This is a genomic window from Candidatus Thiothrix putei, from assembly GCA_029972225.1.
Lineage (GTDB): Bacteria > Pseudomonadota > Gammaproteobacteria > Thiotrichales > Thiotrichaceae > Thiothrix > Thiothrix putei.
In genome coordinates, this window is record CP124756.1 from 3,501,851 (window position 1) to 3,514,959 (window position 13,109).

Genomic DNA, 13,109 nt, shown 5'->3' on the forward strand with positions numbered 1-13,109 from the left:
ACGCGGGTAAGTTAGTCACTACATCCAACTCCGCCCGCTACTTTCAGCCTGATACAAGCTGTCATTCACAATGCGCTTACCCGCAACCCACGGAATGAACGGCACACCTTGAGCGCCCGACGCAAACACCAGTCGCACATGACACAGGTTGTGGCGTTCCAACCACCAGCTTTGCACATAACTCACCTGCTGCACCTTAAAAACCGGCAGGCAATAATAATTCACCCCAATCAGCCCTTTGCGGATATACAGAAACTGACTATCCAGCGCATAACCCCAGCGTCGCCAACGCAACACAATCAACCCGCCTGCCCACAATCCGACCAGCAAAGCCACATTTGCCAATAACGGCGAGTCAGGGCGCAACAGCCATTGTGACAGCCCAACCATCACCAAACAAAACAACACCGGTCGGATTAAAAACCGCCAGTTAATCGGCTGAAATACCACCTCGGCTAAACGCTGCGCTGGCAACGCCTCCGCCAGCAACGCCTGCGCATCCTGCGGCGTAACGGCGGGAACCATTATCCGCCCCGCATCCGCCAAACCTGCTTGCGGTGCTTGAATTTGCTCGAAACGCACATTACAGCGCCCAAACACACGATCCAGCCAACTTTGTTGCAACTGCACCCATTGCAGGCGCGACAGTTTCATACTCACTTCGTGGCGGGTAAACAAACCGCAACGTTGGATATAACGCTCGCCACGCTGCACCAAGCTGTAATCAAAAAAGCTCAACATCGCGCCTGCCACCGATAACAACGCCATGAACATCACTACCAGCAAGGCAATGCCCAGCATCAGCACAATCAACCACCCCAGCGACTGCTGCGCCGGGTCAAAATAATGCACCACATCAATGCCAAACGTTTCCAGCCGTTCAACCATCCGCTCCAGCGCGTTGTCCCAAAACGGTGTCGTTGCTGCCAAAAATACCCATACCCGATTATTGCTAATGCCATAAATCAGCAAATCGCCCACACTGCGCCGATTCAGTAGCCGTTCGTTGGGGGTCGTACCTGTCACATCGTCAATATCGCTGGCAATGGTATCTTGGGTAATTGTTGTGGTTGAATGCGCGGCATAAATGGCGTGTTGCAAAGCTTCCGCTTGTGAACGCGACAAAGCAACAAGCTGCGCCTCGTCGCGACTCGAACCAGCGGTATCCAACTGCACCATCACATGATCCGTGAAGCGGTAATACAAAGGCTGCTCCAGTTTCACATTTTGAATACGCTCGAACGGCAGGTTGAGTTGGGTTTTTTGAATAATCCCCGCCTGAATATCCACCGTGTCACCGGTTACGCGAAACTGGTAAAAATAATAGCGCAGCAAGGCAATACCCGCGAACAACCCCAAGCCAAGCACAATCGCGCCCAATGTCAGCAGTGGCGAATCCTGCAAGCCCCGATACGTAAAAATGATGAATGGAATGAGGTAAAACACACTGCCAAACACCGCCTGCAAACTTTGCAAGCTGAAATACAGCAACGCAATCGGCGATAAATGCTGCCAATTTTCCAATTTTTGCAGCGCATTATCCGCCATGTTGTAAATCCTGATGCCGTAAAATAAATTGCCGCAAACCTTGCGCCTGCTCGACCGGCAAACCGGGGATTGCAAACGTATACGTACCGCTACCGGCACTGAACACCTGCAAGGTTGCCAGACCCGCACTGCGTTCAATGGGGCCGCGTTTCAGCTCAATGTGTTGAATACGGGTCAGCGGCTGAATCACCGTATGCCGAAACAACAAGCCCCAACGAAACCCCACATCATGCTCACGTAACGCATACGCCACGCGCTGATCGGCAAAAATGCCATACACATTGTAAAGCACACTCAAGGCGATCAACCCCAACATCACCCAACCCGCCAAAGGCTGATAGTCAGCGGTAATGGCAGACAAGAAGGTGTATTCACTGGCGAACCAGATAATGAGCAATACCAGCGTCACCAATAGATTTAGCATGGCATTAATCGGCATATAGCGCGGCGAGAGTGCCTGCCAGTCAAACTGTTCAACATCGGGTAAGTCTGCCAACGGCACATTGGCGTTACTGAACGGTAGGTTTTGCATAGTGCTTCATCCCAAATGGCACGGATGAAGCACATTCAGATGTTTTAAGGGCATTGTCAACCGAAAGTTAAGGCGTGGTTACAACCACACTCGGTTTTCGGGTTGTGTGGGTTTCGGTGGCTGCGGTTGCACCGGCGCTGGCACTGCCCCACGCGGTGGCTCAGCAAAAAACCGTTGCAACAACCCATTGGCAAACGGGTCTTGCTTAAAAAACGGGTCATCGAACGGATTCTGTTTAAAAAACGGGTGGTCAAACGGGCCTTTGCCGCCAAACAGTGAGCCACTAAACGGGAAACCCTGTCCAAACATATCCGCAAACATTGCTTCCGGCTGCATGGTCATCGCTTGCAACACCGCTTGCTGTTTGTCCTGCGGCAGGCCGGATTGCTGCAATTGGCTACGGATTTCGTCTGGTGTCCCTTCAAAGGTGTAATCGCGGGTGTCGTTGGCTTGATCTTGGTAACGCAATTGCGCCCGCCAACGCCCATCCGCGAGGGATTGCACCTGTACTGACTGCGATTGTTGCTGGATCAGCGGCGGGGGTGAGTTCAGTGGCGGGGATTGCGGTGGCGTTTGCCAGTTCTGGAAAGGGTCAGTCTCTGCCCAGACTGGCTGGAAAAACCCAACCAAGACACTCAAACACAAAGCTAACGGTTTCATTATCGTCTGCTCCTTGATGTGCGCCCCTGCCAATGGCGGCAGGGGCAGTTGAACAATATTATTGCGGGGCAGCACCTGCGGGTGGGGTAGCCGGTGGTGGCGGTGGCTCAGGCTTTTTCCAGCTTTCTGCCTTGCCCGGCAATTCATACGTGCCGATACTGGTACTGTAGACCACTTTGTCATCAGGCAAGCGGGTATAACTGCGACCAGCCCCCGCGCCATTGCCCAGCAACAGCGTGGCTTTCACCGTATCACCTTGCAGCAGTTGCACCTGACGTTCAAAACCGCTGTCTTCCACCTTGAAGCGTTTGAAATCCGCCCCGCTGGTGGCGACTAGCAAACCGCGCTTTAAACCGTGCAACTTATCCAGCACAGCGGTGATTTTAGCGGCATCCGCTTGCGCATTTTCCAGTCCCGGTAATTGCCACTGATCGGCGGTCTTGCGCAATTCCGCGCTATTGCCCTCGGCATCTTTCACCACAATATGGTCGATTTGCGCCGTTTCAAAGCTCAGTAAGGCTTCGTTGGCAGGACGTGCCGCCAAGGCATTGGTTTGCCAACCGGATACTGCCACCAACAACACTTGCAACAGCAATACGCCTGCAAGGATCATTACCCATTTACTCCGTACCATCTGTTATACCTCCGCCAGCCATTGTTGGTCACGTTGTTGGGCGCGGCGACGTAACCACCAACGCCACAATCCAATCAGGAATAGCCCCAGTGCCGCCAGTGCGTAGTTGAGGTATTCCCAGAACACTTGTTGGCTGTGCTCCAAGGGTTCCAAGGTACGGGCGAAATGCGCACGGCTGCGGATGTTGAGCAAACCTTCATCCTCCAGCGTCCAGTCCAGCACGTTTTGCACAAACTCCAAGGGTGCGGAATACAACGTGCCACGCCCTTGGGATGCCAGCCGCAATACCGCATCACTGGCAAAGGCATTGCTGCTGAGGACAATCAAACGGGCAGATTCCGGTGAACGCTCAATCACACCGCTGACCACGGTTTTGTCGGCGGGCTTGTCTTCCGCGTTGGCTTGCGGTTGCTCAGCGGGTGGGGTGGGGTTAGCCGCGTCCCCCGCAGCATCAGCAGGTTTATCTTCCGGTTTTGCCAACAAGGGCGACTGCTTGCCTTTGAAGAAGGAATCAAATCTGCCCTCCACCGCCACAGCCAACAGTTGTGCCGCCCGTTCCTGTTCCGGCTTGAAACCGGTTTGCGGGTAAAGCCCATAGTCCGGGATGACATTGGTTTCCGCCGATGTCCAGCTTTGCGCGGAAGAATGCAGCAATTCCGTGACCTTGCGTTGCGCATTGGCATCCTTGTTGACTTCCAGCGGTGATGCCCAGTTCAGGGTTAGTTGCCCCAATGCTGCTGTGACTGGGGAGTCAGCATTCAACCCGGCTTTGCGCACATCCGGGAAATGCGGGTAAGGCATCATGCGGATTTCTTCCACTGTAATCGGGCCAATCTGGCGCGGTACGGGAACTGGCAAGGCAGCATTTTGCGGGTCTAGCACCATGCTTTTGGCAAGGGTGAAACCGTGGTGTTTGAGCCAGTCTTCCAGACCGGAAGTATGTTCACGTGCGGTGAGGGATTGCCCGATGTCCACGTCGAACGCGCCGGTTGCCAGCACGACCGTGCCGCCTTTCATCAGGAACTGATCAATGGCAAAGCGTTGCTTGTCGTCAAGGTTTTCCGGGGCGAGCAGCATCACCACATCGGCTTCAGCCGGAACTGCACCGTTTTTCAGGTCGGTATCCACCAGCCGCACATTTTCCCCCAGAGCGGTGCGTAATTCCTCATAACGCTTACCCGCCGCTGGCATAAACATCCCGCCGCCGCCCGTATCGGGTGGTGTCACCAGTGCCACGGTTTTGAGGAAACCGGGGGCAAGGCGTTGCAAACCTGCGGTAATTGCTTGTTTGAGGCTGTTTTTATCCAGCTCAGCGGGCAGCGGAATATTCACTGCGGTACCATTGCTGTCCAGTTGCATATAGAACCAGAACGGTTTGGGGTCAAACAGGCTGGCAATCTGCGGGCTGTAACCGAAGTCCTGTTGCAGCTTTTTCCCCAGTGCACCGCCGTCAGCATCGGGGTCGGCAAAGCTGACATTGAGTTTGCCGCCTGCGGTTTGCTTGAGTTCATCCAGCGTGGCTTCCAGTTCCTTGCGCAAATCGGCAAGGGCTTTGGGCAGTTTGTCGCTGGCAGAAACGTAGCCGTGGAACGTCACTGGTTTGTCCAGTGCTGCAAAAGCATTGCCACCCGCCTGATACGCATTCGCCAGTTTGCGGACAGTACGGGTAATGGCGTATTCGGGGTTTTTCAGGCGTACATCAAGGCTTTCTTCACTTTCTGCCTTCACCTCAATCAGGTCTTCGTAGCCCAGCGTTTGGTACTGGTCGCCGTAAGCCACCACCAGATTGAAGTAGGAGTTGACCACGCCCGCCTGATAACGGCTTGCCATACGGAATGGCACGGGGCGGATACCGTACTTTTCCGCAGCTTCGGCTTCCAGTGCCTGATCCTGATGCGGATTGACGAATTCCACCTGTACCTTGCTGCCACCGGCGACTTGGTATTCCTTGAGCAAATCCTTGATTTGCGGCACGAGCGGTTCGAGCAAGGGGTGAGTTTTATCCGAGAAATACCCCCGGATCAGTAACGGTTCTTGCAGTGAACCCATGTACTGGCGGGTCGCGGATGACAAGGAATACAGCTTGCCTGCGGTCAAATCCAACCGCGCAGAACCGACACTCTGTAACCAGACATTCGCCACCAACACATTGGCAATCGCCAACCCGACAATGGCATACCACTGCACGTGCTTGGCATTACGCGGGTTGCCTGCCCAACGCAAGCGTTCCAACGTCAGCACATTCAAGGCGAGGAACACCCCCACCAGTGACACGTAGTAATACAAATCACGGATGTCCAGCACCCCACGGGTAATCGCATCAAAACGTGATCCCGTACCCAACAGGCTCAACACACCGCTGATGCCCTGCCCAAACAGGGAAGTCAGCACGCTTGCCCCCAACAGGTAGAAGATACCCCCAACCACCACGGTGAGAATCAACGCCACAATCGGGTTATCGGTACGTGCGCTCAGGAACAAACCAATGGCAATGTACGCAGCCGCCAGAAACAGGCTGGCAAGGTAGCCGCCGATCACTGGCCCCCAGTCCACATCTCCCAACAAGGACACCGTTATCGGCAACGGCACGGTCAGCAATAACGCCAACGCCACCAATGCCAGACTTGCCGAAAACTTACCCAACACCAATTGCAGCGGGCTAACTGGGCTGGTCAGCAACGACTCCAAGGTTCCGGCGCGACGTTCTTCCGACCAACTGCGCATGGTCAGGGCTGCTACCAAGAAGATCAGCAACACCGGCATCCAGGTAAACAAGGGTTTGAGGTCGGCAAGGTTGCGGGCAAAAAACGCTTCCGCCCAGAAAAAGATAAACAGATTGACGGCAAGGAACGTGCCCAAAAACAGCCAAGCGGCAGGCGAGGCGAAGAAAGTGTTGAATTCCTTACGGAAGATAGCCATGAACTTGTCCATTACGCTGCCTCCCGGTTATTGGCTTCGGCAAACACGGTTTCCAGTGTGCGGGTTTGTGTATGCAGGCTGTGTAACTGATCCCCCGCCGCATGGACAGCGGCAGCGACTTGCGGGGCAAGTTCCGGGCTGGCTTGCAGCGTGTATTGGTATTGGTATTGCCCTTGCCCTGCTGGGATCGTTTCCACATGACTGACCCCTTCCAGCTTGCCAAGGTAAGTGGCTGCTTGGGCAGAATTGAGCGTCAGTAGCAGGTGGCGGGTTTGTTGCAATTCATCCAGCCGTGCATCCACCACCAGTTTGCCGGAACGCATGATCAGCACCCGTTCGCACACCGCCTGCACTTCCTGCAAGATGTGGGTGGAGAGAATCACCGTGGCATGGCTTGCCAACTCGCGGATCAGTTCGCGCATTTGATGGATTTGTGTTGGGTCTAAGCCATTGGTTGGCTCATCCAGAATAATGATGGCAGGATTGTGCAAAATTGCCTGTGCCACCCCGACCCGCTGGCGATAACCGCGTGACAAAGTGGCAATCATTGCACTGGCTTTTGCTTGCAAAGCAGTCCGGCGGATTGCACTGATGACGGCTTGGCGTTGCGCATTGGTTGGAATCCCGTGCAAATCCGCTTGGTAACGCAGGTAATCCAGCACCGTCATTTCCGGCCAGACCGGGCAGTTTTCCGGCAAATAACCGATGCGTTGCTGGATCGCTTGGGTATCTTTGCCGATGCTTAAACCATCGACTGCGATACTGCCAGCGGTAGGCTCAAGGAAACCCGTGAGCATTTTCATAATGGTGGTTTTGCCTGCCCCGTTGTGACCGAGAAGGCCGATGACTTCGCCCTGTTGAATGCCGAATGAGACATCATCAACAGCTTTGAAGTCACCGTAATGGCGACTTAAGTGATTGACCTGAATCATTGTTTACCCTGTACAAGTAATGTTTTTAGGATTGCGGCAGCAATTTTAGGCAAAGCATGAACGAGGTAAAGTTACAAAAAAGTAAGGTTGGGCATAATGTGTTAAAGTTCTTGCCATTGTATTTACTGCCTTGCAAACCACACCTCAAAACCCATGCAGCAATCTAAACCTATTCGTCCCGTCATCCCCTCATGGTCAGCGCTTGCTGCTTGGCTATGCATCGCCGCCCTCTGCCTCCCCACCTCACTGGCAGCGCGGCAAGCCTCGGATACCGTTGCCCCGCAAACCACCCACACGCTCAAGCCGCAAACGCTGGTGAGCGCCAAGCAGTTCATGGTGTCAACCGCGCACCCCGACGCAACCCAAGCCGGTTACGCCACCTTGAAAGCAGGCGGTTCGGCGGTGGATGCGGCAATCGCGGTGCAATTGGTGCTGGGTTTGGTCGAACCACAAGCCTCCGGTTTAGGCGGTGGCGCACTCATGGTGCTATGGGATGCCGACAAACAGCAATTGGTGGCACTGGATGGGCGCGAAACCGCCCCGCAAGCCGTGACCCCCGACCTGTTTCTGGATGAGCTTGGCGAACCCTTGCCATTTATGGATGCCGTCGTCGGTGGGCGTTCCGTCGGCACACCCGGCACGGTAGCGTTGCTGGCACACGCACACGCCCATTACGGCAAACTGCCTTGGCAAGACCTGTTCACAGCCGCGCGGCAGTTAGCAACGGATGGCTTCGTGGTGACAGCACACATGGCGGAACAAATCGCGGATAGTGCCGACAGTTTGCGCACCTTCCCCGCCACCCAACAGTATTTTTTCACCCCATCCGGCAAGCCCTTGCCCGCCGGATTTGTGCGCAAAAACCCAGAATACGCCAAGACGCTGAATGTCATCGCCAAACAAGGCGCGAAAGGCTTTTACCAAGGCGCGATTGCCCAAGCCATTGTCGATACCGTGAGTAAAGCCGCCACCAACCCCGGCAAGCTGGCACTGCAAGATTTAGCCGATTATCAGGTGAAAGCGCGTGAGGTGTTGTGCGTGGATTATCGCCAGCATGAAGTGTGTGGCATGGGGCCGCCAACCTCCGGCACGGTCGCCATTGGGCAAATATTGGGAATGCTCAGCCATTTCGACCTGAAAAAACTGGGTGCAGACAACCCGCAAAGCTGGCGTTTGATCGGTGATGCCACCCGTTTAGCATTCGCGGATCGCGGGCGGTATCTGGCAGACAATGACTTCGTGGATGTGCCAGTGCAAGCCTTGCTCGCCCCCGCTTACCTGAAGGCACGGGCGCAGGCGTTGCACGGCGAAAAGGCGTTGGATACGGTTGCTCCCGGCGATCCCCTGCCCAAGGTATCCCAGCAATGGGCGGATGATGCCGCGCTGGAATTGCCTTCCACCAGCCATTTCGTGATTGTGGATGCCAAGGGCAATGTAGTGTCGCTGACCAGCACCATTGAAAACGGCTTTGGCTCGCGGCTAATGACCAACGGTTTTCTGCTGAATAACGAATTGACCGACTTTTCTTTCAAAGCCGCTGAAGATGGCGTGCCGGTTGCGAATCGGGTGGAAGCTGGCAAGCGCCCGCGTTCGTCAATGTCACCGACGATTGTGCTAAAAGATGGCAAGCCGTATATGGGAATGGGTTCACCGGGCGGGTCGCGCATTATCAGTTATGTGGCGAATGCGCTGATTGCGCAACTCGATTGGGGTTACGACATCCAGCAGGCTTTCAGTATGCCGCACCGTATCAACCTGTTTGGACGTTACGAGCTGGAGGAAGACACATCTGCCACTGCCATGCAGCCCGCACTGGAAGCCTTGGGTTATGAAGTCACCACCAGTACGATGACGTCCGGCTTGAGCGGGGTAGTGATTACGCCGCAGGGTTTGCTCGGCGGAGCTGATCCGCGTCGGGATGGCACGGTGTTGGGGGACTAAGCAGTATTGTTAGGCACTGCGTACCGATTTACCCGCCCAGGGCACAACCGCCGTCACTAACGCCTGCACCGCCACCAGCGGATCAGTTTCATCCGTGGTTCTCACCCGCACCCCGAATTGCTTCATCTGATTGATGAAACTTTTCCCACAGGGGCCGGTGATCAAATAATCCAAGGCTAACAGCGGGTGATCGCCGCGCTTGTCCCATGCGTGGATCGACATTTCCATCGGCAACTCCAATGACTCGACGGGTTGCAGCGCTTGCTCGGCAGTCCATTCGTACATTAGAAAGCTGCGGGCTTTGCTGGCGTGTCCGGTAACGGTACGCAAATTTTGGCTGGTAACACCAATTTTCATAAGGGTAGTTCTTCATCATGGGGTTGGTCGTGTGCGAATGGTACAGCACGTTACCAACCAGCGTCTAATCTTAGCCCAACAACGCCTGCAATTCTGGCAAGCACGAACCGCAATTCGTCCCCGCATTCAGGCAACGTCCAATCGCCTCCACGCTGCTCAAACCCCTTCCCTGCCCTCCCCTTATCAGGGAAGGGGACAAGACACGCTTCTTCTCTTTCTCCTCCCCTGATAAGGGGAGGTTGGGAGTGGGAGGGGAGGTTTGCACTGGAATGGGGAATTCAAACACAAAAGCGGTTCACCTTAAAACTGACGATAATTAAGAAATCATCCTTACAAAAAATATGATTTAAGCTAAAATGAACGTCATGACAAAGAAAGAACTGCTCAAAACCCTAATCCGCGACTTCCAGCTACGGGAAATTCCCGCACTGAAGCCGCGCAAGCTGGAAATTCCGCTGCACCTGAACAAGGTGATTACCCTCATAGGGGTACGGCGGAGCGGGAAATCCTCCATCCTGCTGCAAGCCATCAACACCTTACGCAAAACCGTGCCCCGCGAACAAATCGTCTACCTGAACTTTGAGGACGAACGCCTTGATCTGGATGCTGATGAGCTTGACCTGATTGTGCAGACTTACCGCGAGTTGTACCCGGAACAGGATTTGTCACAGTGCTATTTCTTTTTTGACGAAATCCAGAACCTGCCGAAATGGGAGCTTTTCATCCGGCGACTGGATGACAGCATTTCGCGTCACCTGTTCATTACCGGCTCTAATAGCAAGTTGCTGGGTAGTGAAATCGCCACCGCCTTGCGCGGGCGTACCTTGCGCTACGAAGTGTTCCCACTGTCATTTGCGGAATACTTGGGGTTCCAGGGCATTGCAACGGACTGGCACGCCTCTCACTCCCGCGCCTTGATCAACCGTGCCTTTGGGCAATTCCTGACACAGGGAGGCTTCCCGGAAGTCGCTTTGCTGGATGATGAAAGTGTGCGCCGCAAGCTACTGACCGAATATTTCGATGTGATGATTTACCGTGACCTGATCGAGCGTTATCAGGAACGCAATGTGCAAGCACTGCGGTTTTTCCTGCGCCGTTGCATTGAAGGTGTCACCAGCCCGCTATCGGTTGCCAAAATCCATAACGAACTGAAATCTGCCGGATTTCGCATTGGCAAAGACACCTTGCACAACTATCTGGAACAAGCCAACGCCATTTACCTGCTGATGGTGGCTTACAAATACGACCCGTCACTGGTGCGGCGCGAATTGGGCGACAAGAAAGCCTACATCGTGGATAACGGTCTGATCAGCGCATTGAGCTGGCGGGCGGGGCAAGACAAAGGCAAGCTACTGGAAAATCTGGTGGCGATGGAATTAAGCAAACAGGGCTTGGAATTGTTGTTTGTCAAAGGCACACAGGAATGTGATTTTGTGGTGCAACAGCCCAACGGGGCTTGGCTACCGATACAAGTTTGTTACGAGATGGGTGATCCGGCTACTCGTGCACGTGAAGTGGCGGGATTAGTGGCAGCCTGTCGGTTTTGTGACACCCAAACCGGCATTATTCTCACTATGGATGAGGAAGCAGAATGGCAGGAAAGTGAAATTACCATCAGCGTCTCGCCCGCGTGGAAATATTTCAGTCAAGAGCCATAAACCCACGGATTCAGGATATTAACGCCTGTCGGTTTGAAATCATCTACATTGCGGGTCACAACTGTCATCCCGTGAACCATCGCGGTTGCCGCAATCAGTGCATCCCGATCTGAGCGCGGGTCTGACACATGCAGGCTGGCACATTGCCGCGCAACGGCGGTATCCACTGCCAACACACGTTCAGCAAAACTGGGTAACACTTGGGTTTCCAACCACTGGCGCAACATTGCACCTTGGGTATACCTTACAGCGTCAAGACCTGAACATTTTTAAAGGTTTGAAAATTTGTTGTCATCAACTGGGTCAGTTCTTTCTTGTGATCGGTATCCAGCTTGTCGAGACAGTTGGTGATGGCCGCCTTGAAAGCGGGAAACTTATCATAGTATTTCGAGTACAAGCATTTTTTCTTGACGAACTTCCACAACCGTTCAATCAGATTGAGGTTGGGTGAATAGGTCGGTAAAAATAATAGTTCAATATTGAGCCTTTTCGCACAGGCAAACACGGCTTCACAGCGTTGATACTTGGCATTATCCAAGACCAAAGTGATCGGTATTTTGAGTGCTAACGCTGCAATTTTTTCCAATAATTCACACACGCTGTTAGCGTTGATATAGGAGTCGTTAGTGATCGTGATGAGTTGTAGCGTTATCGCATTGAGTGCGCCCAATACGTTGTAGCGTTGTCGACCACAGGGGGCTTTGATGAATACGCGGGAAAATGACCACAAAAACCCCAGAAACGGTGCTAACACGAAGTGGGCGGCATCGACAAAAAAAGGGCGCGTTTGCCCTCCTTAGCCTCCTGAATGCGCGGTTTTAGTTCATTTTCCAGGAACTTTTCTTGTGCTTCCACATCAGCTTTGGCGGGTATCATCCCCACTTTATGGATGTCCATCCCTATTTTCTTCATAAAGACACGTACCCTGTCCTCACTGCGTTTGATGCCTGTCAGCTCCTCAATCTTAGCGGCTGCCGCCTTGCTGGTTGCGGGGGGATATTCACGAAAATAGGCTTCAATCTTGTCTTTATATGCCATCAAATCACTCTGTGGTTTATTGAATCGTATTTCTTTAAGAGCTTCTAAACCGTTAGGTTGTAGGTAGGCGTTTAGGTAGGCAAGCAGCGTGGCTTCTGTAATCCTTTCCAATCGTTTGATTTCCTTATGCGTCAACTGTTGGGATTTCAGGTACAGCACGGACATTTTCTTACGGACTCTGGGATGAGGATGGCGCTCCTTCCAGTAGAACAGCTCCGCTATCTCATCCTCAGTGAAAGTGATTTTTAATGTCATACATTACTCATGGCTGCTTTTGTTACCAGTCATCTAACCATATTTCCTTGATCAAAAAAACTATTTTATGGCACGGACTGGTATAGTATCACGCCGTTCCAGCAATAAGATGCCGGTTTCCAGCTCCAAAATGCTGATTGCCGATACAAATAGGCTGGTGGCAGGCACGCTTTGCGCCCAAGCGACGACGTGCGGGTCTGCTTTGCCGGTTTTGGCTTTGCGTAGTTCGGAAACCACGTTGGTATCCAAGACGTACATCAGAGTAACTCCGCAGGCTGGTACAGTTTGCCGCTCAATCGCGGTGGCTCGAATTCGATGTCAGCCGCTGCTGGCATTGCCAATAAGTCAACGATACTCACCTGCTGACCAGTGATGCGCAGGTATTCTCCAATACTGAGTAACACGTGGGCGGGTTTGCCCCGGTCGGTGATGAATACTGGGCCGTTGAGTGCCGCCTTCTTGGCGCGGCTGGCATCCTGATTGAATCCGCGGCTGGAAAGGGTCGTGATCATGACAACACCTCTTGCATTAAGTCATTGTAGAAACAATACTACAAAATCTTGGCCGAAAATAGAAGTATGGTAAATTACTGCGACGCTATCTAAACTCTTCACCATCTAAAACATCCGCGAGTG

The 13,109-nt window shown here is 53.4% G+C and carries 13 protein-coding genes and 1 pseudogene; 2 read left to right on the top strand and 12 right to left on the bottom strand.

From position 1 onward, the window contains the following. Positions 1–18: 18 nt before the first annotated feature. The 6 genes from QJT81_17930 to QJT81_17955 all read right to left on the bottom strand — a co-directional run bounded on the left by QJT81_17930 (position 19) and on the right by QJT81_17955 (position 7,225). The gene (locus QJT81_17930; protein ID WGZ93649.1) at positions 19–1,548 is read right to left on the bottom strand and encodes a PH domain-containing protein; all 1,530 of its coding nucleotides are present in this window, start codon (positions 1,546–1,548) and stop codon (positions 19–21) included. Further along, positions 1,538–2,080: a PH domain-containing protein gene (locus tag QJT81_17935; GenBank protein WGZ93650.1), complete on the bottom strand. Its 543-nt coding sequence runs from the start codon at positions 2,078–2,080 to the stop codon at positions 1,538–1,540. The genes QJT81_17930 and QJT81_17935 overlap by 11 nt, the downstream gene beginning before the upstream one ends. Positions 2,081–2,158: 78 nt before the next feature. Next, entirely contained in the window at positions 2,159–2,740 is a 582-nt protein-coding gene (locus tag QJT81_17940) for a hypothetical protein (GenBank protein ID WGZ93651.1), read from the bottom strand. A gap of 58 nt (positions 2,741–2,798) precedes the next feature. Next, positions 2,799–3,374, bottom strand: a complete 576-nt coding sequence (locus tag QJT81_17945; GenBank protein ID WGZ93652.1) for a DUF4340 domain-containing protein — start codon at positions 3,372–3,374, stop codon at positions 2,799–2,801. A gap of 3 nt (positions 3,375–3,377) precedes the next feature. Then, positions 3,378–6,293 carry a Gldg family protein gene (locus tag QJT81_17950; GenBank protein ID WGZ93653.1) on the bottom strand — a complete coding sequence of 972 codons (2,916 nt, stop codon included), beginning with the start codon at positions 6,291–6,293 and terminating at the stop codon, positions 3,378–3,380. A gap of 11 nt (positions 6,294–6,304) precedes the next feature. Next, complete coding sequence (locus QJT81_17955) at positions 6,305–7,225, bottom strand: ATP-binding cassette domain-containing protein (protein ID WGZ93654.1); 921 nt, start codon at positions 7,223–7,225, stop codon at positions 6,305–6,307. A gap of 153 nt (positions 7,226–7,378) precedes the next feature. Here QJT81_17955 and ggt point away from each other — a divergent pair, with 153 nt between their 5' ends. Next, the gene (gene ggt, locus QJT81_17960) at positions 7,379–9,166 is read left to right on the top strand and encodes a gamma-glutamyltransferase (protein ID WGZ93655.1); all 1,788 of its coding nucleotides are present in this window, start codon (positions 7,379–7,381) and stop codon (positions 9,164–9,166) included. Between the two features lie 9 nt (positions 9,167–9,175). Here ggt and QJT81_17965 read toward each other — a convergent pair whose 3' ends face one another. Both QJT81_17965 and QJT81_17970 read right to left on the bottom strand, forming a co-directional pair. Then, positions 9,176–9,523 carry a nitrogen fixation protein gene (locus QJT81_17965; protein WGZ93656.1) on the bottom strand — a complete coding sequence of 116 codons (348 nt, stop codon included), beginning with the start codon at positions 9,521–9,523 and terminating at the stop codon, positions 9,176–9,178. Positions 9,524–9,593: 70 nt separating this feature from the next. Next, positions 9,594–9,674: a (2Fe-2S)-binding protein gene (locus QJT81_17970; protein WGZ96514.1), complete on the bottom strand. Its 81-nt coding sequence runs from the start codon at positions 9,672–9,674 to the stop codon at positions 9,594–9,596. A gap of 205 nt (positions 9,675–9,879) precedes the next feature. On the opposite strand from QJT81_17970, the gene QJT81_17975 reads away from it, so the two are divergent. After that, positions 9,880–11,181, top strand: a complete 1,302-nt coding sequence (locus QJT81_17975; protein ID WGZ93657.1) for an ATP-binding protein — start codon at positions 9,880–9,882, stop codon at positions 11,179–11,181. On the opposite strand, the gene QJT81_17980 is transcribed toward QJT81_17975, so the two are convergent. From QJT81_17980 to QJT81_17995, 4 genes and pseudogenes are all read right to left on the bottom strand, one after another. After that, positions 11,169–11,408 carry a hypothetical protein gene (locus tag QJT81_17980; GenBank protein ID WGZ93658.1) on the bottom strand — a complete coding sequence of 80 codons (240 nt, stop codon included), beginning with the start codon at positions 11,406–11,408 and terminating at the stop codon, positions 11,169–11,171. The two genes, QJT81_17975 and QJT81_17980, sit on opposite strands and share 13 nt — an antisense overlap. 17 nt (positions 11,409–11,425) lie before the next feature. Beyond that, positions 11,426–12,474 (bottom strand): annotated as a pseudogene (locus tag QJT81_17985) (IS630 family transposase). A 60-nt stretch (positions 12,475–12,534) separates the two neighbouring features. After that, positions 12,535–12,732, bottom strand: a complete 198-nt coding sequence (locus tag QJT81_17990) for a hypothetical protein (GenBank protein ID WGZ93659.1) — start codon at positions 12,730–12,732, stop codon at positions 12,535–12,537. Continuing rightward, complete coding sequence (locus tag QJT81_17995; GenBank protein ID WGZ93660.1) at positions 12,732–12,986, bottom strand: type II toxin-antitoxin system Phd/YefM family antitoxin; 255 nt, start codon at positions 12,984–12,986, stop codon at positions 12,732–12,734. Before QJT81_17995 ends, QJT81_17990 begins: the two co-directional genes overlap by 1 nt. Positions 12,987–13,109 lie beyond the last annotated feature (123 nt).

Coding starts and splice junctions, on each gene's coding strand:
- QJT81_17930 (WGZ93649.1), bottom strand. CDS start 1,548: ATGGCGGATAATGCGCTGCAAAAATTGGAAAATTGGCAGCATTTATCG.
- QJT81_17935 (WGZ93650.1), bottom strand. CDS start 2,080: ATGCAAAACCTACCGTTCAGTAACGCCAATGTGCCGTTGGCAGACTTA.
- QJT81_17940 (WGZ93651.1), bottom strand. CDS start 2,740: ATGAAACCGTTAGCTTTGTGTTTGAGTGTCTTGGTTGGGTTTTTCCAG.
- QJT81_17945 (WGZ93652.1), bottom strand. CDS start 3,374: ATGGTACGGAGTAAATGGGTAATGATCCTTGCAGGCGTATTGCTGTTG.
- QJT81_17950 (WGZ93653.1), bottom strand. CDS start 6,293: ATGGCTATCTTCCGTAAGGAATTCAACACTTTCTTCGCCTCGCCTGCC.
- QJT81_17955 (WGZ93654.1), bottom strand. CDS start 7,225: ATGATTCAGGTCAATCACTTAAGTCGCCATTACGGTGACTTCAAAGCT.
- ggt (WGZ93655.1), top strand. CDS start 7,379: ATGCAGCAATCTAAACCTATTCGTCCCGTCATCCCCTCATGGTCAGCG.
- QJT81_17965 (WGZ93656.1), bottom strand. CDS start 9,523: ATGAAAATTGGTGTTACCAGCCAAAATTTGCGTACCGTTACCGGACAC.
- QJT81_17975 (WGZ93657.1), top strand. CDS start 9,880: ATGAACGTCATGACAAAGAAAGAACTGCTCAAAACCCTAATCCGCGAC.
- QJT81_17980 (WGZ93658.1), bottom strand. CDS start 11,408: ATGTTGCGCCAGTGGTTGGAAACCCAAGTGTTACCCAGTTTTGCTGAA.
- QJT81_17990 (WGZ93659.1), bottom strand. CDS start 12,732: ATGTACGTCTTGGATACCAACGTGGTTTCCGAACTACGCAAAGCCAAA.
- QJT81_17995 (WGZ93660.1), bottom strand. CDS start 12,986: ATGATCACGACCCTTTCCAGCCGCGGATTCAATCAGGATGCCAGCCGC.